Origin of the sequence: Huijunlia imazamoxiresistens (assembly GCF_037132455.1) — a bacterium.
Lineage (GTDB): Bacteria > Bacteroidota > Bacteroidia > Chitinophagales > Chitinophagaceae > Flavisolibacter > Flavisolibacter imazamoxiresistens.
The window spans coordinates 1-25,826 of sequence record NZ_JBBBEI010000006.1 but is presented as its reverse complement, the minus strand read 5'-3'; the positions used below and the strand labels follow the sequence as shown (position 1 = coordinate 25,826).

Sequence of the window (25,826 nt, the reverse complement as noted above, 5' to 3'; positions counted from 1 at the left end):
GCCAGCTCAAAAGGAAAGGGCGGGTGAAAAGAAAAAATACGGGTGGCGCTGAACCGGCCTCACCCTTAAAGCGGCAACGATGAAAAACACTACCAACTATAATCCTGATAAAGGAGGACGGCCACGAAAAGCCATCCCGCGGAACCAGCTCTTGGGGGTCAAGTGCAGCCTCCTGGAAAAAAAGGTTATCGAACACAAGGCCAGGGCCGTGAACCTTACAGTTTCGGAATTCCTCCGGGAATTGGGGCTTAAAAGCCAGGTTGACAGGTGGCAAAAGGTTCTTCCCAAGGAAGTGCTGCTGTTCCAGGCTACCCTGAACCACCTGGCCGCCAACCTCAACCAAATCGCCAAAAAGCGGAATAGTAACGACGAGCTGAATGCCTTGGAGCGGGCCGAGCTGCTATACCTCTCGGGGCTGGTAAAACAACTGGCCGGGGACGTTAAAAACTATTTGCGATGATCGGGAAAATCTCAACCGGCTGCTCTTTCTACGGGTGTATCAGCTATTGCCTGGAAGACAAGAAGCTGGAAAAAACGGAAGAAATCGCCTTCCGGAACCGGGCTGAGGTCCTACTGTTTCACCAGTGCTTTGGAAACAAGCAGGAACTGACCCAGCAATTTGAAGAAGTCCGGGCTTTGAATCATAGAGTGAAGGTCCCGGTGCTCCACGTGGCTCTGAGTCTTTCGCCAGGAGAACAATTGGAGAAGGCAAAGCTCATGGATATGGTGGAGGAGTGTGCCCGTAGTCTTGGTTTTGAGCACAACCAGTATTTGGCCGTGAAGCATATGGATACAGGCCATCAGCACGTGCACATTGTTGCAAACCGGATCGGCTTTGACGGAAAGGTGGTCAAGGATAGCCATAATTACCGCAAGGTGGCTGCCTATTGCCGGCAAATGGAAAGGAAGTACCGGCTCCGGCAGGTACTGAGTCCCCGCAGGTTCCTTTCGCCGGAACAGCGGCTGCTTCCGCGGCTGGACCAGCGAAAGGAAGCAATCCAGAAGCAGGTGGAAAGCTGCCTGGCTATTTCCAGGAGCCTGGAAGAATTTCGGCAAAACATGCAGCAGAGAGGCTATAAAGTTTGCAAGGGCCGGGGCCTCGCTATTGTTGATCCCAAGACCGTAAAGGTAAAAGGGAGCGAGCTGGGCTACCCGCTCTGGAAGGTGGAAAAGATCCTGCAGCAGCAGGCGCAGAAACGGCAGTTGGAGCAAGGACTCGGCATGGCTCAGCATAATCCGCACCAAGGGCTGGAAAAGAAACGAGATATTATTAAAGATCTTTTGCAGTCCACCCGTGGAGAAAATATATCCAGGAAAATGGAACAACAGGAGTCCCGGCAGCAGGGGCAAAGTAAGGGCCCCTCTCTCCGCCGGTGAATCAGTTAACCTTTAAAATCAAGCGTTATGAACGACGAAATCGTAAATACGGTGCTTACGGAAATCCTGCAGGAGCAAAAATCCCTCAACGGCCAAAAGCAAAAGGAGGGTGAAGCAATGGGCCAGCTTTTGGAGAAAGTACAAACAATGGAAGAATATTTACTGGAGTTAAAGGCTACCGTACTAGTGTCCAAGCCGGAACCTTTAGATATTTCCCAACTGGAAGCAGCCATTACTAAGGAGGTAAGGGCACTTCGGTGGAGTATTGAATCCCAGCCTAAGGAAATTACGATGAACAAGCGTTTCTTACTCTTCCCCGATGGACAGGCATTGCAGTACTTCAAATTGCTGTATATAGGCGGGTTAGCATCTTTAGTTATCTTTTTCCTATTAGTCGAGCTCCATTGGTCTTTCGAGGCAAATAAAAACCTTCCCTATAAGAAGGCTTGGCAACTGCTGTACAGTATGGAAAGGGAAGACGGGAAGATGTTTCTAGAAGAAGTCTGGAATGAAAGCAAGAAAAAAGAGCCGCAACCACTGAAATCTAAACTGTGTGCTAATAAATGAAAGGTAACTGGGACCAAGGTCGCTTTCGGGGGAATAGCTCCTGACGTCCTGCGGGCCTACGAGCGTTGGATGATCCAGCGGGGGAAATCGCGCACCACTGTGGGCATCTACCTGCGGCAGATCCGAACCATCTTCAACGAAGCCATTGCCGAAGGCATCATCTCCCAAGACATCTATCCGCCCTTGCAGGCAGACTCCTTTACAAGGCACCCGCCTCACGTCTAGATACAGGGGCTTCGCGCATTGACAGGGTGAGGGTTTTATTTTCGGCAGAAAGAATACTGCTAGTCAGTAGTTTCCATTGGGCGAACCACACCAAGCTGAGATTTTATGCTCATCTTTTGTACATTTAGGGGCCGCGGTCCAGACTGAAGGGGTGGGGAAACCATCACAGCGCTAAGTCTAGGCCCATAGGCTGCGATTTTAAAATGACACTCACCATAACTAACAAATTTTATGTGGTACATCTATCCGACAGAAAAATGGATTAATGAGGTTGTAAAATTAATTAATGAGGAACAGTTGAATCCTGAAGACTCTAGGTTTATGATTGCATTTTTCTCATCAATGGATTTTGAATTTGTGGATTACTTCAAGACTTATAAAAAACAAATTTCTTCTTACAGTGGAGCCAATTTTCACATTTTCACTCCATTCATTTATGAAGATAGTTTGGTTCCCGATGACCAAATGCGATATATGGCTAATGAGTTTCGTGCGTTAGGAATACCAATTCAAACAAATCCAACTTTTGTTTTCTTTAAACTTGAAAAACGAGGGGAATCATATGAGCCAAATTTTTTTTCAGGATTTGAATTACCAACCTTCAATAACTTTCACGTTAAGCTGAAGGAAGCAATTTATTACTCATCTCAAACTACAGACACAGGAGAGCTTGAAAGAATATTAATGAGGACTTTTGGAGTACGGAATATTGTTGATAACTACTCAATCGGTAGAGATTTAAAGGATGTTATTTCACACAAGCTACCCAAATCAAAAATATTTGTTAGTCATTCGTCTGTTGACAAGCCATTTGTAAGAAAGCTTATTTCCACACTTTCAGGAAGTGATTTGAATTTTTGGATTGATGAAAAGGAAATAAGTGGGGGAGACGATATACAATATTCAATTTCAGAAAATTTAAGGGCAAGTAATTTTTTAATTGCTGTCATTTCCAAGGATTCAGTTAATTCTAAATGGGTAAAGTTTGAGCTATCACAGTTTATGGGTATTGCTGATAATCGGAACATAATTCCAATAATTATTGACAAAGGGGAACAATTTGATGAGCCAATAGACAACATAATCAGGCGCCTAAAGTATCTTGACTTCAGCGACGAAAGTAATTGGGATAAAAACATCGTTGAACTTAAACGGCTTCTGACAAAGAAGGTGTAATAAAAAAAGAAAACGAAGAGTATGCAACTTACATTGGTTTTCTGCTATGCTGGCTGAAGACTAGTTTCGCCTCTGTTGGCAACCATTAACAACGCTGATTAAATACAACCAACACAAGTGCATATCTTTAACATCATTAATTTATCGGGCTGTAGTACGGCGTTGGATAGAGAGTAGAATATCAGCACAGCCAAAAGCCCTGTCCGTTAGGCACCATGCTGCATTAGCTCAACAGCCTACAAGTGCATGCAAGGCCCCAAACTTTTACATCCTTATAGACTGAAACTTTCAAAAACTTATCACTAAAATACTTCGGGCAACGCCCGACAAGCAAACTAAAACTGAGCATGATTTGATTTACAATTAATGCTTGTAAAAATTTTTCATATGATGGACTCAACTTTAATACATGAGATTATTAGGGTGTCTTTCGATAGAAGGAAGCCCTCAATTACATTTGAGAGTGATTGGAGCTTCATAATTATAGTTTTAATTTTAATTTCTTTATTTCTTTTTCTTAGAAGAATCTTACTTAAGCAATTTTACTGGCATGCGCTTGAAGTAGAAATATCTGGGAGTCCTAAGGCAGTGTTTAAGGTTGAAAGGAACAATGAGAATCTATATATAGCTAATCGAATTTACGTTGAATTAACCACGCGAAAAGCTGCAATAACAATCGATGAGAATAATGATGTTGTGGAGGAGATTTATAATTCTTGGTACGAATTATTTGGAATAATTAGGGATGAATTAAAAGCACTACCTGGAAAGTATTTAAAGGATCATGATGCTACACAAGCATTAATTGGTTTATCGAGGAAAATATTGAATGAGGGACTACGCCCACACTTAACAGAGTATCAGGCTAAATTTAGAAGATGGCTTAAGGAAGCACAGGAGGATCCAGTTAATAAAGATTTATCTCCTCAAGAACTTCAAAAGAAGTACCCTGAGTTTCAAAATTTAATTACTTCCATGAAAGAGGTAAATAGAGTTTTGATTGAATATGCCGATCAGCTAGATAAATTAATTAAGGGAAAATGAAGGTGAGCTCAATAAAGTCATGTCAAATAAAGCGTAAATTGGATAATGGATATTATTATTATTATTATTGGGTTCACCTCGCAATATTTCTTTTAGCCACTATGAGAATGATGAAAAGCAGGTGCAGGCCCTGAAACAAGTGCATTTAAGTAAGGCAAGCCAAATTAGATTATCGAATATATTAAAGAAATAATTTAATATTAAATGAAAATGAAAATTAGAGATGAAGCGTTCCAGTATTATTTTTATTTTATTCAAGAAAGGATGAACTTATTCTGGAAAAGATATGAAGGAGTAAATCATCTTTTGACAGACGATAAAATTTTAGCTACTTATAAGTTTACAAACGTTTATAGAGCGCAAGATAGAATAAGTCAATATTTAATAAAAGATGTTATTTATGGTGATAACAATGGACTAAATGAAGAGGATGTGCTTTTAAAGATCCTAATTTTTAAAGTATTTAATAAAGTTGAAACGTGGGAGTATTTGACAAATAACTTTGGTGCTATTACTGTCAATCGCTTTAATGTGGATATCCTTTCCAGAATGCTGGCAGACCGTATTAGCAGTGTTCCAATTTTTAACTCAGCATACATGATGACTGGAACTCACGAAAAGTATTCGGCTTTCTCGTCAAAACATGAAAAGTGGTTAAGGATGATTGAAAAAGAATTAATTAAAGAAGGTAGATTGAAAAGAATAACATTAGCTAAGTCGCTTGAAGACGTTTATAAGATATTATTGGAGTGCTCCTTTATAGGCGACTTTTTGGCATACCAATATGCTATCGACTTTAATTATTCTGATGTCATTAATTTTGATGAAAATTCTTTTGTCAAGGCTGGCATTGGCGCTGTAAGAGGTTTAAAAAAATGTTTTATAACTTTTGGAAGTTATTCATTTGAAGATTGTATTAGATACACACAGGATAATTTTACAGTTTTTCAGGAGCGATATGGATATAATAACTTTAGAAGCCTCTTTGGTAGAGAGCCCAAGCTGATAGACATTCAGAATTGCTTTTGTGAGTGTGATAAATACCTTAGGGCAAAACTTCCTGAGCTACATGTTGATAATACACGGATCAAGCAAAAGTTTCGTCCCAAGAAAGAAGCTATCGCTTTCTTTTTTCCCCCTAAATGGAATTTAAACGATTTTATTAAAGAATGTACTACAACGAATACGAAGGAATTAACTCTTTTTTAGTTGGCATGTCCAATGTATTACTTAAGGAAGGAGTAAGGAGGTATACTCGTGGTAACATTTGCTATGAAATACCAAATCCAGTAATGATCAAGATAAAAAACCCGCTGGCCCGAATTGTCACTTTGCCAGAAAGGGGCTGGAATTTCAGTCTTGCATTTGCTGAGTCTTTGTGGCTAGCAGCTGGGCGTAATGATATGGCTCTTCCTGGGCATTATCTAAGAAGTCTGTATAACTATTCAGATGATGGTAAATTTATGCGTGGGGGGTATGGTCCAAGACTTAGGTATTTTAACGGAATTTCTGATGAATATAAAGTTGACCATATTAGTAAGGAGGAAGGTTTTTACAACAGAAAAACGATTTCAATAGACCAATTTAAGTTTATTGAAAAGTGCTTTTTAAAAGATCCCTATACTCGTCAAGCAATTCTTACGATTTTAGACCCTGCAAAAGATTATTTTTCTTCAAGCCAAGAAATGAAAGAGACAAAAGACTTCCCTTGTACGAAAAGTATTCATTTTTTAAGGAATGGGAGCAAGTTAGACGTGATAGTTCATATGCGGTCAAATGATTTTGTATGGGGTGCAGGGGGGGTTAATATTTTTAATTTTACATTTATGCAAGAATATTTTGCCCAAATAATTGGTCTTGAGGTTGGGGCCTATTACCACATTGTGGATAATCTTCATTATTATGAACCTATGTATGAGAGGGTAAAGAAGTTGGCAGGTATAGAGGAAGTGAGCGACCAAGGGTATTTGTATAATAAAAGTTTTAACTCATTGAAGGAATTTGATGAAAAGTTAAATGCTCTTCAACAGTATGAGGAAGAGCTAAGAGAAAAGAGAGTAAAAAGCTTAGTTCAATTTGATGATGAGTTTTTTGATGACTGGGCTAAGGTTTTTTTCATGAAAAATGTTAAACAAACAAGCCTTTTATCATTTGCGCACCCCGCTTTGAACAATATTGCAAAGCGAGAGTTTGAGAAGCAGAGGGGAGACTTATGATTTAATCTGTAAGAGTTGAGATCTCTTCATGCTAACCGACAAAGGTATAGCACCTTTTCTATTGCAAAAGACCAAGCTTTGGCTTTCTTTGGCATGACGGCTTAAATGGTTTTAAACTAGAAGGCCAATGAAAATATACGTTTTTTGAAAAGAAGCCGGACTGCAGGAAAGTAGAGAAAACGAGCAAAGCTTATAATTCAAGCCAAAGAGGATTACCTTGAAGAACTCCAGGTTCGAGTTGTAGGGGACGCCATGGGACATCAGCAAAACAAATCTGGAAATAAAAAGCCTATATTTTACTGTTCTGAGGTACTATCAGCCAAATTATTTATGTGTTTGGCTTTTAAAATGCTATCTACTTTTAGTAAAATTAAGCTATCCAAAGATTTCTTGTTAATTAAAGTATCTATTTGACTTTTCAATTGTTTCTCTTTAATTCCCGCACTGTAACCTTCATTAAATTTACTTAAGTCCCAAATGGTTTTAAGAAAGATCGATATACTTAATGTGATAAGTATGCCTGCAGCCCACTTTAGGTTATTAATTAAATGTTCATTGTTTTTTATTCTTTCTAATAGAACGTTTGGAGACGCTAGTTCACCCCTTTTTAACGACTCTATGTATTTGGGAGGAATATGGGCCAACTTATTATAATGTTCATTAGATTTATTATATGCATCACTGGAGTTTAATTCTGTTTTTAATTCACAATACCAGATTGGAAAATATGGCTTTCCTGATTCGAGGATAATAGTAGATGGTCCTGCATTGTATACAGAAAATAAAAGGTGGTCGCTAAAACCTGGATCAACATGAAAGCCCGAAACGTTAACTAGGCCTTTTAACTTTTCTCCTGCTTTTATTGAAATAAACGCAATCTTATCCTTTGGTACGGATATTTTTTCTTCGGTAAGAAGTAGGGCAAATTGTCCAGGGTTTATTTCTACTGTACGGTTTTTATCATCTAATAGCTCAATTTTGCCTGATTTTGAGTCACTAGAGAACACTTCCTTGCCAAGTGAAAGTTCATACGCGGCATTTTCAATTCTCTCTTGCCTGAAAGGTTCAATTAACGAAGGTAATAATTCCTTTAATTCATTCGCTCCTAAAAAAGACATTTTAGTGAAATTTAAGAACAATAATAAAACCTTAATTTGATTATTCGTAAAGTTAACTTCTGTACTTTTTTGCTAATGTTTTCGTTGTAATGAAGGTTTTTGAAAGAGAATTGTAAACTAGCTGGAAATGGCATCTTGATAACGGGTTTGCTGAACCGAGGCCGCGAAGATTCGGCTGGCATAAGACGATTTTACGCCTAATGTCAGCTTTTTTTATGAAAGTCGTCCGGCAAGCGAAGCTTTTGCCCTAGTGAAAGAATGCCTGCAAAGTCGTATACCTGGATTTGAGGATTTGAAAAGATAAGTTGTAGCCATTACCAAAGTGTTATACGACGAGCAGGTGAAAAGCGATTTGTCGTTATCAATCAAAGCAGAAAAAGTCAAATTAAACTCTGTTTACCAAAAGAGTAAACCGACCTTCTCTCAACATAAAATAATTTTAAAGCTAACTTGCTTCGGTACAAAAGGCAAGTTGAACCTTTTAATGTTATAAAGGAAAAGAAGTTTAGCTAATCTTTAATGATATCCTTAATCCTTTGAGGATAAGTGAAATCATTTGAGGAATATGAATTGTGGAAAACAAAAGTTTGTTTTCTTCTTCAGTTAAACCATTTTTCAGCCCTTCAATGCCTTTGTTAGAAAAAAAAGTTGTAATGGCTTGATAGTCCACTGGCTCGTCCGGACGTTTTTGGTTATACAAGGCTACAGATTCTTTATACAGTGAATCTGTGAAATAATTCATACTTAACCGTGGGGAAGTTTTCTTGGTAATAGCTTCAATTATTGATTGCGTGGCACCGCCAAAAGCACCGCACAGATAGGTGGGCTTGGCCGTCTGCATGGCCAAAAAAACTTCCTCTACAATTCCTGGATATTTACTTTTAAATCCTTTGGACTGTCCTCCCAATACTATTCGTGCATCAATCGCCTTATTCATTTTTTCTCGCATGTTCGACATTGAACGGAACCAATAATAGCGACTTTCAGGCGTTTTGTCTTCCTTCATTTGTTGTGGGGGCATTGCCGGTAAGTCTGGTGGTAAGGGCAATACTTCAAAATGAACGGCTTTTTTCAGGTTTGCTTTTTCTTCTTTAGTAAGATCGGCGCCTATGGGATATCCCAGATAGCTATGTAGTACAACTTCCTTTTCTTTTTCTAATGGGACATAATTATCCACCAACATAAATAGTTGCCGTGTAAAACCTTCCTTTCTCAGATCGCCGCCATAGGCAAGTTTATAGCCTTGGTAAAGAAGGTATCGGGCAATTTCAACCTGAGCATTTTCTAAATGAGCATCAGCAAATCCCAAGCTTGCCAAGTCGCTGCTTTTGGATATTGATATTCCGATAACTTTGCCCTGAACACTATTCATAGCTTATTTATTTTGCTGATACTGCTCATAAAGCAGCCAAGGTGGTTGGTGTAAAGAAATAATATCCCTCTAGTTCTGAAAGTAGTTCCCGTTCTTCATTGGTAAGGGGAGGGTCTGGATAAATCACATGACGGTCTTTTGCTTCTTTTTCAAAAGCCTTTCCTACAAGCGTAAGCAATTCCGGCGGGCTGCCTAAAATTTTGTAACTTTTCTTATCCTCCTCATACTGGTTTAGTTGGCTGCGCAAAAGAAGTTTTGAATATTCATATCGCAGGATTTCAAAGAGGACAATATGGAGTATTTTTTTCAAAAGTTCCTCGGTGAGTTTCTGTTCAGCTTCTTCAAGTTTTTTCAATTGATCTTCTGTAAGGATGGGCGTTAATACCTCCTTCGCAGTTTTTAGTTCTTCAAACCGTATCACCGGCGAATTCCCTAGATAGGGAAAGCTTCTTGCCTCTTGACGGGTTAGGGCATCAATTACTACCACTGGTCGGTCGTTTCTTTTGGCTTTCAATACTTCCCACCGGCACCACTCACGGGAGGAATAAGCGTCTGTTAAGACGATTAATAATGTTGCCTGAGAAATGTTTTTCGCAAGTACCTGATCAAATTTCCGTCCTTTTGGAATATCCCGCTTATCCATGAAAGTTCTTAACGCTATTTCTTTATCAATATAGGATTTAATCTTATCGGTTATTTCTTCTCCCCCTTCCCGGGCATAGCTCAAAAACAGTGTAATAGGTCTTTCTTCATTGGAGTGATCGGCTTCTGAAATCCTGGGTTCATTGTACAGTAAGCGGCATAACTCATGTGTAACATTGGTCAATAGTTCATCCTTTTGCTTTTTTTCGGGAAATCGGTGTAGGTTAATAAAGTTTAATGTTTCTACTTTAGAGGAGACGTTATAGGCAGTTTCTTCTAAAGCGACTGGAATGACTCGGTGTAAGTCTTCGTCAGATTCTTCCCAAGCTGCCAATATTTGTTCTGTATAGTTTTCCCAATTATTGACGAACTCATGGTCAATGAGCAGGACTACCACGCTCTTTTTAGAGTCGGCCTTGGAAATCGGGATGGGATATTGCTGACCTTCTGGAGGTTGGTACCGGAAAAACACCGGTATGCCTATGCCCCGTGATATCGGGTTCGAAATGTCGCGGTTAAAGGAAGAAAACAAGAAGTCAGCTAGTTCTTTTCCTTTTCCCACAAGTACGTTATTGTCGTTGTACTCAGGATACCAAACAACATAAATGGCTAAGGGCGCTCGGTATGGATTCATGAATTACTCGTTTTTATTTATCCAAAAGAGTTAAAGCGCTGTGGGAATATTACTGTTTCCAACGCAGCCCCGAAAGCAATGAAAGGTTCCAGCTCAGGTCGTCTTTCGCCATTTTGGTACAAGCTAAACCAAAAGCCTCCTTGCTCTGGTCGGAAAGCAGAGATATTCATGCTTTTCATGGCATATCTTATTGCCTCATCGAATACTTGATCAGCCATGGTGATCGTTTCGCCTATTTGCATGTTCCGAAGCTTATCTTCTGTATCACGAAGAAATAAGGAAAAACCTACTACAAGCTGAAATATAGAATTCAAATTCATTAGCTTATCAATTACTCCGCTTGCATCACCTGTTAGAATACACACCTCAGGCTTAAATTCAGAAACAATGTCGATGAGGTTAGGTTTCCCTTTTAGAAAGGTAGACCGGTTTTCTTGAGGATGACTACCCCCTATATTGAACCAGCGGGGATGTAGAAATTGCTCAATCAAATTCGCTGTTTCCTCATCTTCAATTGAGCCATCCCAGTACAGGGAAATTGGCGGGCGCCAAGAGGGTTGGTAGGATTCAGGTTCTATTAGTAGAGAAAAATCATCTGCGGCCAAGGCTAGAATCGTAAGAATATCGGGATGGGCGGGTGCCAATAGTCTATGTTCCGAAAGTTTCGTTCCCTCGTTGTCGGGAGCTGCAAGGATGGTGCGGGCAATAGCGGCAATTGCCTGGTGTTCCAGAAGAGCTAAATCTCCAGGTTCCCTTATTTTTTCCCGGACCAGCAAAAAATTACTCATATTTATATCCGGTTTGATGCAATATCGAAAAGGCTTCGAAGCATATGGCCTTCCTCTAGGGGGCGTACGGAACTTTTCACCCCTAGCCAGTTTATTCTTTGAGCTCTTTGAGTACGCACGACCGCCATGGGCCCAAATAATATGCCAGGGGCGGATAGTTTTTGGGAAAATTCCTCAATCCGCATAAAGTCTTCAATAGCAGGAGGAAGCCGGCACATATTAACGAAGTAATCCCGTACTCCATTGTTGACAAGGTATTGCCCAACCCCCTTGGCTTGCGGCCATAGTTTAGCAACCAAAATGCTATACAGAAGGGACAAGTCCTGTGCTCGTGGCCGGCGGGCGATCTCCATATCATAATTTTGCTCAATGAAACTCACAACGTGATCTAGGTCCGCCGGCTGAAGTGTGCCATCACCAGCAAGCACTGCTGTTGTTAGATCCAACCGCCTTTTTGCTAAAGGAAAAGTAGTTTTGGAGCCAGGAAGATCAATGGCCATCAAGCCAAGATGGTAGGTAGTTGCAGTGCCCACCTCTTGATAACAGTATTTTGACTTTCCGATATGCTCGGTTTCCAATACAAGGACACAAGCTTTATCATAAAGTTCCTCTCGAACAAGGGACACAAAGTCATCTCCTGGACGGCTGGAAAAACGATCTAAGAAAACATCAAACATGCGTTCTGACAATTTATGGAAAAGCTGTCCAGCAATATATTGGGCATCATCATGGCGATAACTGATAAAGAGACGGAATCCTTTGTCTACAATTCCAGCTGCATGCAAAATCTGAGGAATAAGGGGTGTGATATCGAAATTGTTTGTTCTTTGGGCAATGTGGGCGCTAAGGTGGGTGGGTAATACTGAGGCAGGCTGGTCCCCAAAAGAATTATCCACTACCGGAAATACAGCGGCCTCTGGCCCATGGAAATATTGCTCGAAAACCGGATCAATTTGACCAGTTCCATCTGCAAAATAAATTAGTACGCGCTTGTTGAGGCTCTGTACAGCCCCGGCACAGGTGTAGGCTGGAAAAATCTGGCCATTTTCCTCCATGCACGGAGATAACGCCTTATTTCCGCCAATAGTGGTAAAATGGCGTTCCAATATGGAAAAACAATGTCGGGCACAGCGCTCAACGTCAGATGTAACGCCAGAATATGCATATAAGGTCAATTGAACGCCATGGGCAACCGGTACATTCTCCCAGGCATTGCACTGCTTTGGGTTGCCGATGTGTAATTGCAAGAGAACAGAGCGCATAATTCAATTTTTTATAAAAAGAACCAAAATTTTATGGCTAGAGATATTGAAAGAAAACCTTATTGCTTTCAAAATCAACACTAATGAGTTTTTTCTTGTGTTTGCTTGTCGGAGTTTAACCCCAGATAATGATCTATCTGCACAATATTACAAATATACCTTTAGTTTAATGAAAGCTTTTAATGGCAGTCATCTCCCCTGCCAAATGGCTAGTGTATGATGATTTAAAACCTCGACAATGCGTTTTCTAGTTAAGTTTCATTGCGTTGTGTATATTTAAGGGGTGCATTGGGCGTTAATTTGTAAGCTTCTTTTCATCAAGCTCAGCCGCCATGGTAATGATGCTGCATAGAATGCATAGGAGCTGGGCAGCAAGCCTTAGTCGAAAGCCGCAGAACGACCTCCAATACACCTGAATGGTTTTTTGGTCAAAAAAGTTGAAATTTAGAGCCTGTATATTTATTTAGTTGAATGGTTTAACTTATTGAAGCAACTTATATAAATCAAGACCTATGAGGTTATTTGTCATTGGCAGTCTCATTCGTGGTGAAACCAATCAACTTGAATTTTCGGAATTTTGCCAACAACTAGGAAAAAGATTAGCTATTAAGCCCATCGAGTTGATCCTTTGTAGTCCTTATCCAGATTCTGCCGATTATGAAGTAACAAGAGGCATTACAACTATCGAGTATAAAAGGCTCTCTCTTGAGCTTCACTATCCTAAAATAATTGAAACTGAGGAATTATGGAATAATATAGTTGCCGACTTATCTATTAAAGTCTCTAAGTTTAGGCATGAGGCTTCTGAAATAAAAGAGAAAGACTCTGTAAAATATGCATGGTTATTTTGTCAGATACAGGCGATTGCAAACTCAGATTTTGTAATAGTGATTGGTGGTAAAACTTCTGGGTCTTCAAACCTATTAGTTAGGGTAGCAGAAGCTCAAGAAAAGGAGATTATTCCATTGCCTAAATTCAAAGGTGTTGGAGGGCTTTTTTTTGAACGAAGAAGATATCAACTAATTGATTCTTGGGGAAGTGAAAATGTAGAGAAATTCTATAATTGTGATGATCCAGAAAAAATAATAGATATTATTGTTGATGGGCCAAAGGATAGGAGAGCTGAATTCCCGAAGAACAAAAAGCAGTACTTAAATTTCTTTATAAGTTATCCACAAGAGCGCCCTGCAGAGGCGGATTTTGTGGAAATGATTTTAAGAAGGAGAAATCACAATGTGCTCAGAGATGAAACAAGCTTTTCTGCCGGTGAAGAAATAATTAATTCGATAAATGAAAGTATTTATAAATCTGATGTATTTATCGCTTTATATTGTAAAGAGTATGCTTGTAGCCCTTGGTGTTTTGATGAGTTAAGCCTTGCAATTGATCCTCATCAGAAAGAAGGGAAATTAATTTGGCTAATTTGTATGGATGATACTCGGATAGTCCATCCGAAAGCAAGGAAGATTTTGCGGTATAAAGCAGTAACAAGGGAAGAGATCGAAAGAGTTATTTTACGAGAATTAGAAAAAGTATACTAAACTAGTATAACAGTTCGGGTGATTAAAATTATTCTGTGGAAAAATTGACCTTCTCCCATATTTAGGACCAGTTAAGTTGGAGAATCCGTGCGGTTTTGAGGTCCCCCATATATAGGACCAGCTAAATTAGAGAAGCCGGACTGCTGAGGTCCCCCATATTTAGGACCGGCTAAGTTGGAGAATTCGGACGGTTGAGCCCGCTGTTGCGAGGCTTTTTCTACTGGTGAGAAAAAGATGTATTTTCCGGTGCTGCCGGGCCATCTTCTGAAATTGAAAAATACATCCCTGTCTCACCAGATGCCACCGGCAGGGCCTCTTTTTGACTGGTGCCGGTTTTATCCTTTTCACAGCGCTCCACTACTTCTGCGGGCGTTAAATCATTTAAAGAACTATGGGGCCGGAAGTGGTTATACTCCTCCCGCCACGCATTTATCTTTTCATAAGCATACTGTAAGCATTCGACGATCCACGTCTTGCCCTGAGCCTCGGTCCGGAATAGTTTTGCCCTAAATGATTCCCATGCAAACCACCACCCAGGCAACAATGTATGCTCTTTTGGACCAGAAACAGCCCAACCAAAGTGTCCGCGAGTTTTGCAAAGCCAATGGCATTAAAGAGGCATCTTACTACTACTGGCTGAAAAAACGCAAAGAGCCAACTCCTCAACCGGAGCAATCCTTCATTGCCATTGAGGTGTCCGGATCTGCAAATACCTTACTGGCTTCCGTGCAGTTGCCGGGCGGAGCGTTGATCTCCATCTATCATCCCGAGGCCTTTACTTATGTTTCAGCCTTACTCTGACCCCTATGCTTGCCCTTCACGATAACCGCAGGTATTTTCTCTACCAGCCACCGGCTGATATGAGGAAGTCATTCGACGGACTGGGTGGCCTGGTAAAGCAACAGATGAAGCTCAACTTGCTCTCGGGTGATATCTTCATCTTCCTGAATAAACGCCGCAACCAGCTCAAGCTGCTCTGCTGGGAATGCGACGGCTTATGCCTTTACCATAAACGCCTGGAAAAAGGCACTTTTGAACTGCCTGCCACAAAAAACGGTGATGCCCTCACCCTGAGCGCGTTGCAGCTTCGCCTGATCCTGGAAGGCATACAGCTTGGGTCCATAAAAAGGAGGCCCCGCTTTGCTTTGAGCACGTAGCAACAGTGTATATTTATCCCCTAATGGACCAGGAGCAGTACATAGAAAAACTCGAAGCGATGAACAAGCAATTGTTTCATCAGGTCTCCCTGCTCACCTTCGAGCTGGGCGAGATGAAGCGCCTGCTCTTTGGCCGCAAGTCCGAACGCTTTGTGCCGGATGCGCCCACCAACCCCGCTCAGCTGGACCTGGCTCTGATGATGCAGGAAGCTGCCAAGCCTGTGCCGCAGCAAGAGGAAGTGGTGGTCGTGAAAAAGAAAGTTCCTGCCCAAAAGCCCACTGGCCGCCAGGCCATACCCGATACTATCGAGCGGGAGGACATCTACCTGGAACCGCCCTTCGATACCACCGGCTATAAAAAGATAGGAGAAGAGATTACCGAGCAGCTGGATTACAGACCCGGCAAGCTCATAGCCCTGCGCACCATACGTCCTAAGTATGCAAAAGTCTCTGCTGACGGCACCTATACGGAAGTGCTCATTGCAGCGCTGCCTGATCTGGCCATTGAAAAAGGCATGGCGGCACCGGGTCTTTTAGCCCAGATCATCGTCGATAAGCACGTCGATCATCTTCCTATCTACCGCCAGATCAAGCGCTACCAGCACCATCAGCGGGTGGCTGGACAAGACAGCAACACTTCTGGAGCCCCTTGGCGATGCCTTAAAGAAGCAGGTATTCGGTTCTGATTACCTGCAGGCCGATGAGACGCCCCTGCCGGTATTGAACGGCGAGACGAAAGGTGCTACCCAAACCGGTTATTTATGGGCCTATCACAACGTGGTGGATCGGTTGATTTATTACGACTACCAACCGGGACGAAGTAAAAAAGGGCCGGTAGGGTTATTGAAAAACTTTAGCGGGCACCTGCAGACCGATGGTTACGGCGTGTACGAACATGCCGATGTCGGCGGCAGGCCGGGTATTGTGTTGCTGCATTGTATGGCCCACGCCCGGCGTTATTTTGAAAAGGCCTTACAGAGCGATAAGGAACTTGCCGAACACTTCCTCAAAGAGGTGCAGAAACTCTATGCCCTGGAGCGAAGATGCCGGGATGAAGATCTGCCAGCCGAAAAGACCTTTGAACTTCGACAGCAGGAAGCCGTACCTGTATTGGCTGCACTGAAGCAATGGCTGGAGGAAAACTATGTGCGCCAGGTGACCAAAAGTCCGATCCGCACTGCTTTGGCCTATACACTGGAGCGGTGGGACAGGCTGTGCCTGTATACCACCGATGGAAGGCTGCAAATCGACAACAACCTGGTGGAGAATGCCATGCGCCCGGTAGCTTTGGGCCGCAAAAATTATCTCTTTGCGGGCAACAATGAAGGTGGCAGGCGGCTGGCTTTATTTTATTCCCTGCTGGAAAGCTGCAGAAAGCAACAGGTCAATCCCTGGGAGTACCTCAAAGATATTCTGGAACGTATGCCCACAACCAAAACCTCTCAGCTAAGGGAACTGCTTCCAGATCAGTGGAAACCAATCTCCATAAGCTAAACTCCTAAGATGACATAGGTGTACTTGGTCGAATGCTTACAGCATACTCCAAAGACAGGAACCAGTGCATGTTCAGGCATTCATCTTGGAAACTGCCATTGAAGGATTCAATAAAGGGATTGTCGGTTGGTTTACTAAGCCTGGAGTAATCCAGGGTCACCTTGTTGTCATACGCCCACCGATCCAATTCCTTGGAAATGAACTCGCTGCCGTTGCCCACTTGGATCCTTTGAGGCACCCAGCCGTTGGCCTTCTTTAGTTCCTCCATTACTTACACAACATCCATTCCTTTTATCGATTTGCCTATGCGGATAGCATAGCAGTAGCGACTAAAATTATTGACTATAGTTAAGCAGCGGAATCTTTCGCCGTTGAACAGCCCATCGGAAATGAAATCCATGCTCCAGCACTGGGCTAAATTGGAGACTTCCAGCCGTTCTAGGCGGTGTGCCGCCGCTTTGTTTCTTCTGGGACGCTTGCTTCTTAGGTTCAGTCCTTCTTCTTTGTAAATACGGTGCAGCCTTTTGTGGTTATCCTTAAAACCTTCCCGGCGCAGCAGGATATAAATGCGCCACATGCCTCAGCGGATTCTGGTGGCGGCAATCTCCCTGATCCTCAGCCGGAGGGACTGGTCTTCCCTTCAATGGGGCTTATAATACCTGCAGGAACGGTGCAGACGTACTACGGAACACGCTCTTCGGACCGATACCCGGTAGTCTTTTATCAGTTCGGTGGTCAACTCCCGCAATTGGCGGACTTTCAGAGATTTTTTTTTAACACCTCCTGCAACATCTGCTTGTCCAAGGTGAGGTCTACTACGATTTGTTTCAGCTTGGCATTTTCTTTCTCCAGTTGCCGCAGTCGCCTTAGTTCACTGACACCCAAGCCACCGTACTTCTTTTTCTAATTATAGAACGTCGCTTCCGAAATGCCTACTTTGCGGCAGACCTTTTCCACCTTCACGCCGGTCTCCGCCTGTTTCAGCACAAATGCGATTTGCGCCTCGGTTAACTTTGATTTTTTCATTGCAATTCTCCGTGGTTTCAAATTATGAAGAATTGCCCGGTTTTTCGAGGGGAGGTCAGTTTCGACTCGGAATATAGGATATTAGGTAATACGATTTGTTTTTGTCGAGTAATGGGAATGACTTCTATGAAAGTCAAATGGGTCCGATAGAACTAGGTTAAGACGATCTTTATATTCTTCTTCAACCCAATCGACAAGCTTAATAGCAGTGTTATAATCAAAAACAGAATGGCCTCTCCTGTTTCGGTACCCAATTTCTTGTAGAATATAGGGAGGTACTAGTGGAGCGGATTTCCCAAAATAATAAAAGTGCGTCGATAGAAGGACGTTAGATGACTTTGTGTCTCTATCTAAGTTATATTGGTTAATACTTCCATCAGGGTTACTATGATGGGAAAGAGCTTGAGTCCAAGCTTTAGTATCATTGTTTTGATAGTAAATGTTATCCCCGAGCATCATTACTTTACTTCCGTTTCGTACTGGCTTCTTATTAAGAAATTCCGGGTTTTCCCAATATTGATTAAATGATACTTTTCGCGTGACCTTCATTGCAAAGATGCATTTGCCTGTGGCCTTAAGTCTACTTCCTCCCACACCAAAAACCCAATCGTCTATGGCCGCAGTATTTCGAATTTGTGGTTTGCAGGTTGCCAAAGAACACACGCCATGAAAAGGATTAGGGGCAAACCCAAAGTCTCTGGCAACTACATAAATATAAACTTTAGACATTTTTACTAACAATTTGTAAATCCGCCGCCAGTTCCTTGTCGGCCTGAACCGTCAGGATTTTGAAAAATGTTTTCGCCGTCAATTGCTTTCATAATACTTTCTGAATTCCAATTAACAATTGCCGAGCTGTAATCCTTTAAACCTTGAGGAATATCCGCGTCGGTACCACCTCGGGCAAATACGCCAACTATTCGTTTCCCTTGCTCCTTGGCCTTGTCAATTTCCCAATCTACCCACGGTCTCTTGTGGGTATCCTTTCCTATCAGGACAACAACTGTTCCCGCCCAAGAAATTTTCATTCTTAGAAGTCGCTTTATTACTTCATCGCTAACCCTCTTTTCATCTAGGCGTCTTTGGTTCTCAGGTTTTGCTCTGATTGAACTATTTCTAATGTCATAACCTTTATTTGAAAGTAGTGAGGTAAGTTTAGTCACTTCCGAATCATCTGCATGATGATGGCTAATAAATAAATGTCTTCGCTTACTTGCATTTGACATATGGTGAAATTTTGGCAATTAAATACTTCTATGAACCCAAAGGTCTTTAATCTTAGCCTCTTATGAGACCTCAACAGAAGCAATTTAGCATATTAAGTAATATAAATAAATCCAATAAAGTTCATAAATAAACTATTCCTCACATCAGGTCTTCTGGCTTAAAGGATTAGTAGTCTGTTCAAGGGTAAGAGCAGTTATTAGTGATACATGTCTATTCCGGGGATTATGGTTCTTCGCCAATCTTGCTTGTAAAAGGGATAGGCTCGTGATCATTTCCTTTCTTCCCTGTTCAAATTTGGAGGTTTCCTATATCTGCCCAGGCCGCTATTATAAATATTGACGAAGAGCCGCTTTCACCGAAATGCACAGGAAATCCCCATTTTGATCCATTACCTTCTGGAACGGCCCTTCACCACCCAGTGCACCACGCGGATGTGGTTTCGGCCCGACCAGCTGGCCACTGCCGCCCTGAAAAAGGTCAAGCGCTACAACCGCAACAAGCTGGAAGTGGAGATGGCCGGCCTGCTGCTCCATATCATGGACAATAGGGAAGGCATTGTGGAGGTCTGCTTCTGCGTATCGGACATGCAGGACTGGCTGCTCAAAAAAGGCTTCCGTGGCCATGACAGCGGCAGCATTCGCAAAGTGCTGCAGGATAACTGGAAACTGAAGCCTTCGGAAAACTCCAACTCCTATACCCAGTACAGGCTGGGCGGTGATGGTACCCTGTACGAGTACAGCAGCAAGGGCCGCTTCTACCGCCTATCCCAGAAAGAGGTCCTGAAGCTCAATTTTCCCGATGATTTTGATGACAGCAGTATAACTATCTGAAAATAAGAAAGTTGCCGTCATCAAAATGTTCATCAGACCGTCATCAAAAAATGAGGGTTGATGAAATCTCCCTGCCCTTTGATGACACTTTGATGAAAGCGTAATATCCTGAAATCCAATCTAATAAGATCCTTTTTCATCAAATCATCAAAAATCTACTGTTATGAACACCCACATTTTAACCTGCCGGCAGGCAAGGGAAATCGACCTCGTATACTACCTGGCATCTCTTGGCCACCAGCCGCAGAAGATCACCAATTCCGATTACTGGTACTGCTCACCCCTCCGTGAGGAAAAGACACCTTCTTTCAAGGTAGACCGCAAAAAGAACCTCTGGTACGACCACGGTATCGGCCAGGGAGGAAACCTTGTGGACTTTGGCGTGCTGTTTCATAAGTGTTCTGTAAGCGAGCTCCTCCAAAAGCTGTCTGCAGGTAGTATCCAGAATTTTTCTTTTCACCCGCCCATCAAAAATCCCGGGCCAGCTGCCGGTGAAAAAGAAAAAGTGCGGATCATACAAACCCGTGAGCTCGGTTCTGCCCCGCTGCTCGAATACTTGGAAAAACGGAGAATACCGCCAGAAGTCGCCAGCCTCTATTGCCGCGAGATCGTCTTCGAAGTGAACGGCAAGCGACATGAGGCAATCGGCTTTCCCAACAATGCCGGAGGCTACGAGCTCCGCAACCACTATTACAAGGGTTGCAGCGCACCTAAGGGCACCACTTTTTTCAACCGCGAAGCCCCGTGTCTAACGGTATTTGAAGGCTTCTTTAGCTTCCTGTCCTACCAGGTGCTCCATCCTAATGGAGCCCTTTCGCTGACAAATTTTCTGGTGCTTAACTCTCTCTCTTTTCTCGAACGGTCCCGCTCGCGGATGGATATGTACCTCTCCGTCCGCCTCTTCCTGGACCGGGATGAGGCCGGGTTAAAGGCCACGAAGCAGGCACTGGGGTATGGCCGTGGGTACAGCGACCAGAGCTACCGCTACGAGGCATACAAGGACCTGAATGAATTCCTCCTTAACCAGTACCAAGGTCCGCAACGGTCTCTCCGGTTTCGAATAGGCCGGTAGCTGCGGCAGGGGAGCCAGCTATGTTATGGTTAAACGGAAACCCTTTCCTCCCTGCCTGGAGTGGCTGGCCATAAGAAATAGGGCGGGTGAAAAGAAAAAATGCGGGTGGTGCGAAACCGGCATCACCCTTAAAACAGCAGCCATGGAAAGCAATTCCAACTCCGCCTCCGGTAAGGGAGGACGGCCGAAAAAAGACGTCCTGCGGAACCAGCTCCTGGGGGTTAAATGCTCGCTATTGGAAAAAATGGTTATCGAGCACAACGCCAGGGATGTAAATCTTACGGTGTCCGAATTCCTCCGGGCGCTGGGCCTGAAAAGCCAGATTGACAGGAAGCAAAAGGTCCTTCCCAAGGAGGTGTTGCTGTTCTCCGGCACCCTAAACCAACTGGCGGCGAACCTGAATCAGATCGCAAAAAAGCGCAACAGTAATGATGAGCTGAATGCATTGGAGCGAGCAGAATTAAACGTGCTTTCCGATCAGCTTAAACAATTGGCTTTTGACATTAAAAACTATTTAAAATGATTGGGAAGATATCTATAGGCTGTTCCTTTTCCGGATGCATCAGCTATTGCCTGGAAGATAAGAAGCTGGAAAAAACGGAAGCGGTAGCCTTTCAGAACCGGGCAGAGGTCCTTACCCACCACCTGTGCGTTGGTAACAAACACGAGCTGACCCAGCAGTTTGAAGAAGTCAGGGCGCTGAACCCCAGGCTCAGAGCCCCGGTGCTTCACGTGGCCTTAAGCCTATCACCGGGTGAGCAACTGGATAAGGAAAAACTCATGAATATGGTAGAGGAATGCGCCAAAAGCTTGGGCTTTGAAAACAATCAGTACCTAGCCGTGGAGCATATCGATACAGGCCACCAGCATGTTCACATCGTGGCCAACCGGGTTGGCTTTGACGGTAAGGTAGTCAAGGACAGCCAAAATTACCGCAAGATGGCTGCCTATTGCCGGCAGATGGAAAGGCAGTACGGCCTTCGGCAAGTGTTGAGCCCCCGGAGGTTCTTGTCCCCGGAGCAGCGGAAGCTCCCGCGGCTGGACCAGCGGAAACAAGGAATCCGGCAGCAGGTGGAAAGCTGCCTGGCTGTTTCCGTGAGCATGGAGGAATTCCGGCAGCACATGCAGCAGAGGGGCTATAAGGTATGTAAGGGCCGGGGCCTTGCCATTGTGGATCCCAAGACCGTAAAGGTAAAAGGAAGCGAGCTGGGCTACCCGCTCTGTAAGGTGGAAAGGATCCTGCAGCAACAGGCGCAGAACCGTCAGCTGGAGCAAGGGATCGTCAAGGCTCAACATATGCCGGGGGCGGGGATGGGAAAGGACCAAAATACCTTGAGAGGCCATACTGATTCTATCCGGGAAGAAAATATTCCAAGACAGACACAACAACAATCCCGGCAGGAGGGGCAAAGAAAAGGCCATTCCCCGCGCCGGTAAATCAGTTAACTTTTAAAATTTAGCGTTATGAACGATGATATTTTAAGTAAGGTACTTGACGAAATCCTGAAGGAGCAAAAGGAAATTCGCAATCTCATCATCATCAGGATCCAAAAGGGTAATGAAGCGGCGGAGCAGTATCCGAAGATTATGGAAAAGCTGGGAGAACAAATACTAAAATTAGAGGCCGCTGTAACAGCTTACAGCCAGCAGCCTTTGGATATGCCCCGTCTGGAAGAAGCCGCTACAAAGGAAGTAAAAAGGCTTCGGCAGGCCATTGAAGGTCAACCCAAAGAGGTTACGGTAAACAAGCGGGTCCTGCTTTTTCCGGAAGCGTGTACCCGGGAGAATTTTAAGACCCTTTTTATTTCCCTGTTGGGTTTTATTCTTCTTGTCTACGGCTTAGTTGTGTTTGACCGAAATAACCGGGAGCGGGAATACCTGAAATATAAAAAGGCTTGGCAGCTGCTTTACAGTGTCCATAAGGAAGATGGTAAGCAGTTTTTGGAAAAGATATTTAAACTGAGCGAGGAGCAGGAAGAACCTCCGCTGAATCAGCCGGCCCCCGGAGGGAAATAAAAAGGGCATTCTGCTTCGTGCTGGGCTGGTGTTCCTGGAAAAGGCATAGGGCCGTCCATAAGCCCTATGCATTTTAAATCTTTATCAACGTGTGGCTTTAGGTGCACAGGAATTTTTTGTTGTTGTCCGCGCTGGAAAGCTTGCCTTTAGCATCTTTCATAAAGCAATGTGGATCGTCCGAGGTTAAAGGGGAATGCCAATGGTATGTTCCGGCTCTGCCTGCCATTCTTCCAGGCTGTCATCGGTTGGCTATTTGTTTTTTTGAAGAAAGCATAAAGTGGTGCAGTTTTTCTTTCAGCAGCTCTTTGGGGAGATATTGCGTAATGTATTCTGCCCCTTTATGTTGGCTGCGTCCAATTGCAACAGCTCAATTTGTGCCCGGTTGCCTTCGGCGCAAAGGATAAGGCCGATAGGGGAATCTTCTCCCGCTTCGGTTTCGTATTTTTCCAGCCAACGCAGGTAGAGTTCCATCTGTCCTTTATAGGTCGGTTCAAACCTATCGCTCTTAAAATCAATAATACGCAAATAAGGAATTGCATCTATTCAACTGGCTCTGCCACTCCTAACTTTGCTGTATAACCGATCGGATTTGGACAGAACCGCCAAGAAACCACGGGTTAGGCGCACCGAAAAGGAAAAGCTGGACCTGATCTGCCAATGGGAAAAGAGTGGTACCCCCCCCTTGCCGCCTTCTGCCGTCAACATGGCTTTTCCGACTCCCTTTTACACTCGTGACTCAATGAATATCGAAACAAAAGAGCCACACTCTGGCAACAGATTTCGTCTCCTTAAAGTTCGCAGCCAGTGCCTGTTACGCCAGATAGCTTTGCTATCCCTTTGCCGAAATAGGTTTTGCCCTTTGCTGAACAGGTTTTGGTCGGTAGCGGCAGAATCAAGTTTTGCCGCCCAGCCTGCTGGCGCAAATTCTGATAGAACTTGCCCAGTTACCGGCAGGTACAGCGCTTTGAGCACGCTGGCATCACCTTACCTCCTCCATTTGCTTGTTAGTCTACAAATCAATAGTCACCAAGCGCTTTTGCTTTCTGTAGTATAATAGCAAAGTCACTTTATCCACAACAGCCTCATTTTTCCAATGGAGGTATGTTCAAGATTCGAAAATATGGTAATATTTAAACTTTAAGGTTGAACATAAGTGTAATTCAATTACTTACAAATAAAAAAGATTGGATTTGTGTAATAATTTGCTGAAATGGAAATGTTATTTATATTTAATTTTTGTATAATTAATAAAAGATAAAATTAAAATGCAACTTCCAGAGCCTCAGTCTCAAACATATTCAACTTTGCTTAGTGAAATTGAAAGTGGTCAGGTGAAGATTCCTCAATTCCAAAGAGACTTTGTATGGGATATTGGAAAGTCTGCAAATCTTTTGGATAGCATAATCAAAGGGTACCCAATTGGTACTTTTATTTTTTGGCGTACAAACGAAAGGCTACGTGCTGTCAGAGATATTGGGAAATTCAAACTTCCTGAGCCTACACTTGGCGAATTTATAAATTATGTCTTGGATGGACAGCAAAGGATGACCAGCTTATTTGCTGGACTAAAGGGGCTGCAAGTAATCAGAGAAAACGGAAAAGTTGATGACTATGGTGAAATTTATATTGATTTAGAAGCAAAGGAGGACGATCAAATTGTAATAGTTGATGTTTCGGGAAAAGAAGAAGGTTCCATAATAAAGATTACTGACTTATTAAAAGGCGGTATAAAAATGCTTGCAAAGTATGATGAAAAATATCTCGATAAGCTTGATTTGTATAAAAATACTATTCAGTCATATAACTTTTCCATAATACTTTTAAAAGGTGCTCCTATTGATATCGCCACGGAGGTATTTACCAGGATTAATGTAGGCGGAAAGCATTTGTCCTTATTCGAAATAATGATTGCTAAAACTTATGATGCAGTTAAGCACTTTGACTTATCAGAGAAGTATAAAGAACTAATAAAGGATCTCATTCCTCACAATTATGAAACGATTTCCGATGCTACTGTCCTTCAAACCGTATCAATGATTATGGAGAAAGATTGTACTCGAAAACAAATTTTAAAGTTAGATAAGCAAAAGTTTATTTCGGAATGGCAAAATGCTATTGCAGCCATTAAAAGTGCAGTTGAATATTTTAAGTTCACCTATGGTATTCCAGTGTCACAATTGCTGCCATACAATGCTATGATTGTTCCGTTTGCATACTTTTTCTATTATCATAAAGACAATCCGACTGGGGACAAGAAAAATTATTTAGAAGACTTTTTCTGGCGTTGTGCCATTTCTGGAAGATATACTTCAGGGGTAGAGGGTAAGCTAGCACAGGACATAAAGAAAATTGAACAAATTTTACAAAATAAATTACCAAAATATGAGTGGGCTATTGACGTAAGTCCAGAATTTATTAAAAAGTATGGATGGTTTAGTGCTGGCCGTAGCTTTATAAAGGCTATTCTTTGCTTATATGCATATAAACAGCCGAGATCGTTTAATACGAATGCAATCGTTAATATTAGTAATTATTGGCTTAAACAGGCTAACAGCAAGAATTATCATCATTTTTTTCCTAAGTCTTATTTGAATAAAAATTTATCGTGGGAGAACAAAGGATTTTATATAAATCACATACTAAATATCACAATTGTTGATGACTTCCTTAATAAAAGAGAGATTGCCGCAAAGGCACCTCTTAAGTATATGTCTGAATTTTCCAAAAAGAATCCTAATCTTGAAGAGACTATGAAAACTCATTTAATTTATGACCTTGAAGGTTATGGGATATGGGAGAATGATTATCAAAGGTTCTTTAATGCAAGAGCAAATGCAGTAAGTGAAGAATTAAAAAAACGCGTTATTATTTCGGACGTTGATAAAGCAAAAGAGGCAGTTCTAGATGATAGTTTTGAAACGGTAGAGGAAGAAGAGGAGATTGGTGTAGAATAATTATACTGGTATTCACGGGTGTCCGGTTTAATCTAATTGATTTTCAACAAGTTACAATATAGTTCTTTGAAATTTTAGGAGACAATCG

25 protein-coding genes and 4 pseudogenes are annotated in these 25,826 nt (G+C 42.5%); 19 read left to right on the top strand and 10 right to left on the bottom strand.

Annotated features, from left to right (window positions below; genetic code table 11):
• Positions 1–79 precede the first annotated feature (79 nt).
• The 8 genes and pseudogenes from V9K67_RS09145 to V9K67_RS09115 all read left to right on the top strand — a co-directional run bounded on the left by V9K67_RS09145 (position 80) and on the right by V9K67_RS09115 (position 6,605).
• Positions 80–460, top strand: coding sequence for a plasmid mobilization protein (locus V9K67_RS09145; RefSeq protein WP_336721675.1), 381 nt, complete (start codon positions 80–82; stop codon positions 458–460).
• Positions 457–1,377 carry a relaxase/mobilization nuclease domain-containing protein gene (locus V9K67_RS09140; RefSeq protein ID WP_336721672.1) on the top strand — a complete coding sequence of 307 codons (921 nt, stop codon included), beginning with the start codon at positions 457–459 and terminating at the stop codon, positions 1,375–1,377. The genes V9K67_RS09145 and V9K67_RS09140 overlap by 4 nt, the downstream gene beginning before the upstream one ends.
• A 27-nt stretch (positions 1,378–1,404) precedes the next feature.
• On the top strand, positions 1,405–1,944 hold the full coding sequence (locus tag V9K67_RS09135) for a hypothetical protein (protein ID WP_336721671.1): 540 nt from the start codon (positions 1,405–1,407) through the stop codon (positions 1,942–1,944).
• Between the two features lie 24 nt (positions 1,945–1,968).
• Positions 1,969–2,169 (top strand): annotated as a pseudogene (locus V9K67_RS27150) (phage integrase SAM-like domain-containing protein); the annotation flags it as partial.
• Positions 2,170–2,400: 231 nt separating this feature from the next.
• Complete coding sequence (locus V9K67_RS09130) at positions 2,401–3,345, top strand: toll/interleukin-1 receptor domain-containing protein (protein ID WP_336721668.1); 945 nt, start codon at positions 2,401–2,403, stop codon at positions 3,343–3,345.
• 387 nt (positions 3,346–3,732) lie between these two features.
• Positions 3,733–4,389 (top strand): hypothetical protein, encoded by a 657-nt coding sequence (locus V9K67_RS09125; RefSeq protein WP_336721667.1) that lies wholly within the window; start codon positions 3,733–3,735, stop codon positions 4,387–4,389.
• A 210-nt stretch (positions 4,390–4,599) separates the two neighbouring features.
• Positions 4,600–5,598, top strand: coding sequence for a nucleotide kinase domain-containing protein (locus tag V9K67_RS09120; RefSeq protein WP_336721665.1), 999 nt, complete (start codon positions 4,600–4,602; stop codon positions 5,596–5,598).
• A gap of 83 nt (positions 5,599–5,681) precedes the next feature.
• Entirely contained in the window at positions 5,682–6,605 is a 924-nt protein-coding gene (locus V9K67_RS09115) for a thymidylate synthase (protein WP_336721663.1), read from the top strand.
• A gap of 296 nt (positions 6,606–6,901) precedes the next feature.
• On the opposite strand, the gene V9K67_RS09110 is transcribed toward V9K67_RS09115, so the two are convergent.
• From V9K67_RS09110 to V9K67_RS09090, 5 genes are all read right to left on the bottom strand, one after another.
• Complete coding sequence (locus V9K67_RS09110) at positions 6,902–7,723, bottom strand: dCTP deaminase domain-containing protein (RefSeq protein ID WP_336721660.1); 822 nt, start codon at positions 7,721–7,723, stop codon at positions 6,902–6,904.
• 505 nt (positions 7,724–8,228) lie between these two features.
• Complete coding sequence (locus tag V9K67_RS09105) at positions 8,229–9,095, bottom strand: hypothetical protein (RefSeq protein WP_336721658.1); 867 nt, start codon at positions 9,093–9,095, stop codon at positions 8,229–8,231.
• A gap of 25 nt (positions 9,096–9,120) precedes the next feature.
• Positions 9,121–10,371: a toll/interleukin-1 receptor domain-containing protein gene (locus V9K67_RS09100; RefSeq protein ID WP_336721657.1), complete on the bottom strand. Its 1,251-nt coding sequence runs from the start codon at positions 10,369–10,371 to the stop codon at positions 9,121–9,123.
• 17 nt (positions 10,372–10,388) lie between these two features.
• Positions 10,389–11,159: a hypothetical protein gene (locus V9K67_RS09095; RefSeq protein WP_336721656.1), complete on the bottom strand. Its 771-nt coding sequence runs from the start codon at positions 11,157–11,159 to the stop codon at positions 10,389–10,391.
• A gap of 2 nt (positions 11,160–11,161) precedes the next feature.
• Complete coding sequence (locus tag V9K67_RS09090; protein ID WP_336721654.1) at positions 11,162–12,421, bottom strand: toll/interleukin-1 receptor domain-containing protein; 1,260 nt, start codon at positions 12,419–12,421, stop codon at positions 11,162–11,164.
• 512 nt (positions 12,422–12,933) lie between these two features.
• Between V9K67_RS09090 and V9K67_RS09085 the strand changes: the two genes are divergently transcribed.
• Complete coding sequence (locus V9K67_RS09085; RefSeq protein ID WP_336721652.1) at positions 12,934–13,962, top strand: toll/interleukin-1 receptor domain-containing protein; 1,029 nt, start codon at positions 12,934–12,936, stop codon at positions 13,960–13,962.
• A gap of 340 nt (positions 13,963–14,302) precedes the next feature.
• Here the strand turns inward: V9K67_RS09085 and V9K67_RS09080 are convergent.
• A pseudogene (locus V9K67_RS09080) lies at positions 14,303–14,503 on the bottom strand (integrase core domain-containing protein); the annotation flags it as partial.
• Here V9K67_RS09080 and tnpA point away from each other — a divergent pair.
• The 4 genes and pseudogenes from tnpA (at position 14,482) to V9K67_RS09060 (ending at position 16,613) form a co-directional block, all read left to right on the top strand.
• On the top strand, positions 14,482–14,763 hold the full coding sequence (tnpA, locus tag V9K67_RS09075; protein WP_336721650.1) for an IS66 family insertion sequence element accessory protein TnpA: 282 nt from the start codon (positions 14,482–14,484) through the stop codon (positions 14,761–14,763). The pseudogene V9K67_RS09080 and the gene tnpA overlap by 22 nt on opposite strands.
• Before the next feature lie 5 nt (positions 14,764–14,768).
• Entirely contained in the window at positions 14,769–15,119 is a 351-nt protein-coding gene (gene tnpB, locus V9K67_RS09070; protein WP_336721648.1) for an IS66 family insertion sequence element accessory protein TnpB, read from the top strand.
• Positions 15,120–15,142: 23 nt separating this feature from the next.
• Positions 15,143–16,481: pseudogene (tnpC, locus tag V9K67_RS09065) on the top strand (IS66 family transposase); the annotation flags it as partial.
• Positions 16,458–16,613 carry a transposase domain-containing protein gene (locus V9K67_RS09060; RefSeq protein WP_336722108.1) on the top strand — a complete coding sequence of 52 codons (156 nt, stop codon included), beginning with the start codon at positions 16,458–16,460 and terminating at the stop codon, positions 16,611–16,613. The pseudogene tnpC and the gene V9K67_RS09060, both read left to right, overlap by 24 nt.
• Before the next feature lie 40 nt (positions 16,614–16,653).
• On the opposite strand, the pseudogene V9K67_RS09055 reads toward V9K67_RS09060, so the two are convergent.
• The 3 genes and pseudogenes from V9K67_RS09055 to V9K67_RS09045 all read right to left on the bottom strand — a co-directional run.
• Positions 16,654–17,639, bottom strand: a pseudogene (locus V9K67_RS09055) (IS3 family transposase); the annotation flags it as partial.
• A gap of 81 nt (positions 17,640–17,720) precedes the next feature.
• Positions 17,721–18,368 carry an Nmad2 family putative nucleotide modification protein gene (locus tag V9K67_RS09050; protein ID WP_336721646.1) on the bottom strand — a complete coding sequence of 216 codons (648 nt, stop codon included), beginning with the start codon at positions 18,366–18,368 and terminating at the stop codon, positions 17,721–17,723.
• 5 nt (positions 18,369–18,373) lie between these two features.
• Positions 18,374–18,865, bottom strand: a complete 492-nt coding sequence (locus tag V9K67_RS09045; RefSeq protein ID WP_336721645.1) for a TIR domain-containing protein — start codon at positions 18,863–18,865, stop codon at positions 18,374–18,376.
• Between the two features lie 381 nt (positions 18,866–19,246).
• On the opposite strand from V9K67_RS09045, the gene V9K67_RS09040 reads away from it, so the two are divergent.
• From V9K67_RS09040 to V9K67_RS09020, 5 genes are all read left to right on the top strand, one after another.
• Entirely contained in the window at positions 19,247–19,696 is a 450-nt protein-coding gene (locus V9K67_RS09040; RefSeq protein WP_336721644.1) for a hypothetical protein, read from the top strand.
• Between the two features lie 163 nt (positions 19,697–19,859).
• Complete coding sequence (locus tag V9K67_RS09035) at positions 19,860–20,768, top strand: DUF8464 domain-containing protein (protein ID WP_336721642.1); 909 nt, start codon at positions 19,860–19,862, stop codon at positions 20,766–20,768.
• A 142-nt stretch (positions 20,769–20,910) separates the two neighbouring features.
• Positions 20,911–21,291, top strand: coding sequence for a plasmid mobilization protein (locus V9K67_RS09030; RefSeq protein ID WP_336721640.1), 381 nt, complete (start codon positions 20,911–20,913; stop codon positions 21,289–21,291).
• Positions 21,288–22,205: a relaxase/mobilization nuclease domain-containing protein gene (locus V9K67_RS09025; RefSeq protein ID WP_336721637.1), complete on the top strand. Its 918-nt coding sequence runs from the start codon at positions 21,288–21,290 to the stop codon at positions 22,203–22,205. The genes V9K67_RS09030 and V9K67_RS09025 overlap by 4 nt, the downstream gene beginning before the upstream one ends.
• Positions 22,206–22,232: 27 nt before the next feature.
• Positions 22,233–22,784, top strand: coding sequence for a hypothetical protein (locus V9K67_RS09020; RefSeq protein WP_336721634.1), 552 nt, complete (start codon positions 22,233–22,235; stop codon positions 22,782–22,784).
• 294 nt (positions 22,785–23,078) lie between these two features.
• Here the strand turns inward: V9K67_RS09020 and V9K67_RS09015 are convergent, their stop codons facing one another.
• Complete coding sequence (locus V9K67_RS09015) at positions 23,079–23,309, bottom strand: PDDEXK nuclease domain-containing protein (protein ID WP_336721632.1); 231 nt, start codon at positions 23,307–23,309, stop codon at positions 23,079–23,081.
• 740 nt (positions 23,310–24,049) lie between these two features.
• On the opposite strand from V9K67_RS09015, the gene V9K67_RS09010 reads away from it, so the two are divergent.
• Complete coding sequence (locus V9K67_RS09010; RefSeq protein ID WP_336721630.1) at positions 24,050–25,738, top strand: GmrSD restriction endonuclease domain-containing protein; 1,689 nt, start codon at positions 24,050–24,052, stop codon at positions 25,736–25,738.
• Positions 25,739–25,826: the final 88 nt, after the last annotated feature.

What these genes read in the sequence shown, in the direction of transcription:
- V9K67_RS09100 (WP_336721657.1), bottom strand. Translation starts at nt 10,371, where the DNA reads ATGAATCCATACCGAGCGCCCTTAGCCATTTATGTTGTTTGGTATCCT.
- V9K67_RS09095 (WP_336721656.1), bottom strand. Translation starts at nt 11,159, where the DNA reads ATGAGTAATTTTTTGCTGGTCCGGGAAAAAATAAGGGAACCTGGAGAT.
- V9K67_RS09010 (WP_336721630.1), top strand. Translation starts at nt 24,050, where the DNA reads ATGCAACTTCCAGAGCCTCAGTCTCAAACATATTCAACTTTGCTTAGT.
- V9K67_RS09125 (WP_336721667.1), top strand. Translation starts at nt 3,733, where the DNA reads ATGATGGACTCAACTTTAATACATGAGATTATTAGGGTGTCTTTCGAT.
- tnpB (WP_336721648.1), top strand. Translation starts at nt 14,769, where the DNA reads ATGCTTGCCCTTCACGATAACCGCAGGTATTTTCTCTACCAGCCACCG.
- V9K67_RS09035 (WP_336721642.1), top strand. Translation starts at nt 19,860, where the DNA reads ATGAACACCCACATTTTAACCTGCCGGCAGGCAAGGGAAATCGACCTC.
- V9K67_RS09085 (WP_336721652.1), top strand. Translation starts at nt 12,934, where the DNA reads ATGAGGTTATTTGTCATTGGCAGTCTCATTCGTGGTGAAACCAATCAA.
- V9K67_RS09110 (WP_336721660.1), bottom strand. Translation starts at nt 7,723, where the DNA reads ATGTCTTTTTTAGGAGCGAATGAATTAAAGGAATTATTACCTTCGTTA.
- V9K67_RS09020 (WP_336721634.1), top strand. Translation starts at nt 22,233, where the DNA reads ATGAACGATGATATTTTAAGTAAGGTACTTGACGAAATCCTGAAGGAG.
- V9K67_RS09140 (WP_336721672.1), top strand. Translation starts at nt 457, where the DNA reads ATGATCGGGAAAATCTCAACCGGCTGCTCTTTCTACGGGTGTATCAGC.
- V9K67_RS09045 (WP_336721645.1), bottom strand. Translation starts at nt 18,865, where the DNA reads ATGTCAAATGCAAGTAAGCGAAGACATTTATTTATTAGCCATCATCAT.
- V9K67_RS09025 (WP_336721637.1), top strand. Translation starts at nt 21,288, where the DNA reads ATGATTGGGAAGATATCTATAGGCTGTTCCTTTTCCGGATGCATCAGC.
- V9K67_RS09090 (WP_336721654.1), bottom strand. Translation starts at nt 12,421, where the DNA reads ATGCGCTCTGTTCTCTTGCAATTACACATCGGCAACCCAAAGCAGTGC.
- V9K67_RS09120 (WP_336721665.1), top strand. Translation starts at nt 4,600, where the DNA reads ATGAAAATTAGAGATGAAGCGTTCCAGTATTATTTTTATTTTATTCAA.
- V9K67_RS09130 (WP_336721668.1), top strand. Translation starts at nt 2,401, where the DNA reads ATGTGGTACATCTATCCGACAGAAAAATGGATTAATGAGGTTGTAAAA.
- V9K67_RS09050 (WP_336721646.1), bottom strand. Translation starts at nt 18,368, where the DNA reads ATGTCTAAAGTTTATATTTATGTAGTTGCCAGAGACTTTGGGTTTGCC.
- V9K67_RS09030 (WP_336721640.1), top strand. Translation starts at nt 20,911, where the DNA reads ATGGAAAGCAATTCCAACTCCGCCTCCGGTAAGGGAGGACGGCCGAAA.
- tnpA (WP_336721650.1), top strand. Translation starts at nt 14,482, where the DNA reads ATGCAAACCACCACCCAGGCAACAATGTATGCTCTTTTGGACCAGAAA.
- V9K67_RS09135 (WP_336721671.1), top strand. Translation starts at nt 1,405, where the DNA reads ATGAACGACGAAATCGTAAATACGGTGCTTACGGAAATCCTGCAGGAG.
- V9K67_RS09115 (WP_336721663.1), top strand. Translation starts at nt 5,682, where the DNA reads ATGATCAAGATAAAAAACCCGCTGGCCCGAATTGTCACTTTGCCAGAA.
- V9K67_RS09105 (WP_336721658.1), bottom strand. Translation starts at nt 9,095, where the DNA reads ATGAATAGTGTTCAGGGCAAAGTTATCGGAATATCAATATCCAAAAGC.
- V9K67_RS09145 (WP_336721675.1), top strand. Translation starts at nt 80, where the DNA reads ATGAAAAACACTACCAACTATAATCCTGATAAAGGAGGACGGCCACGA.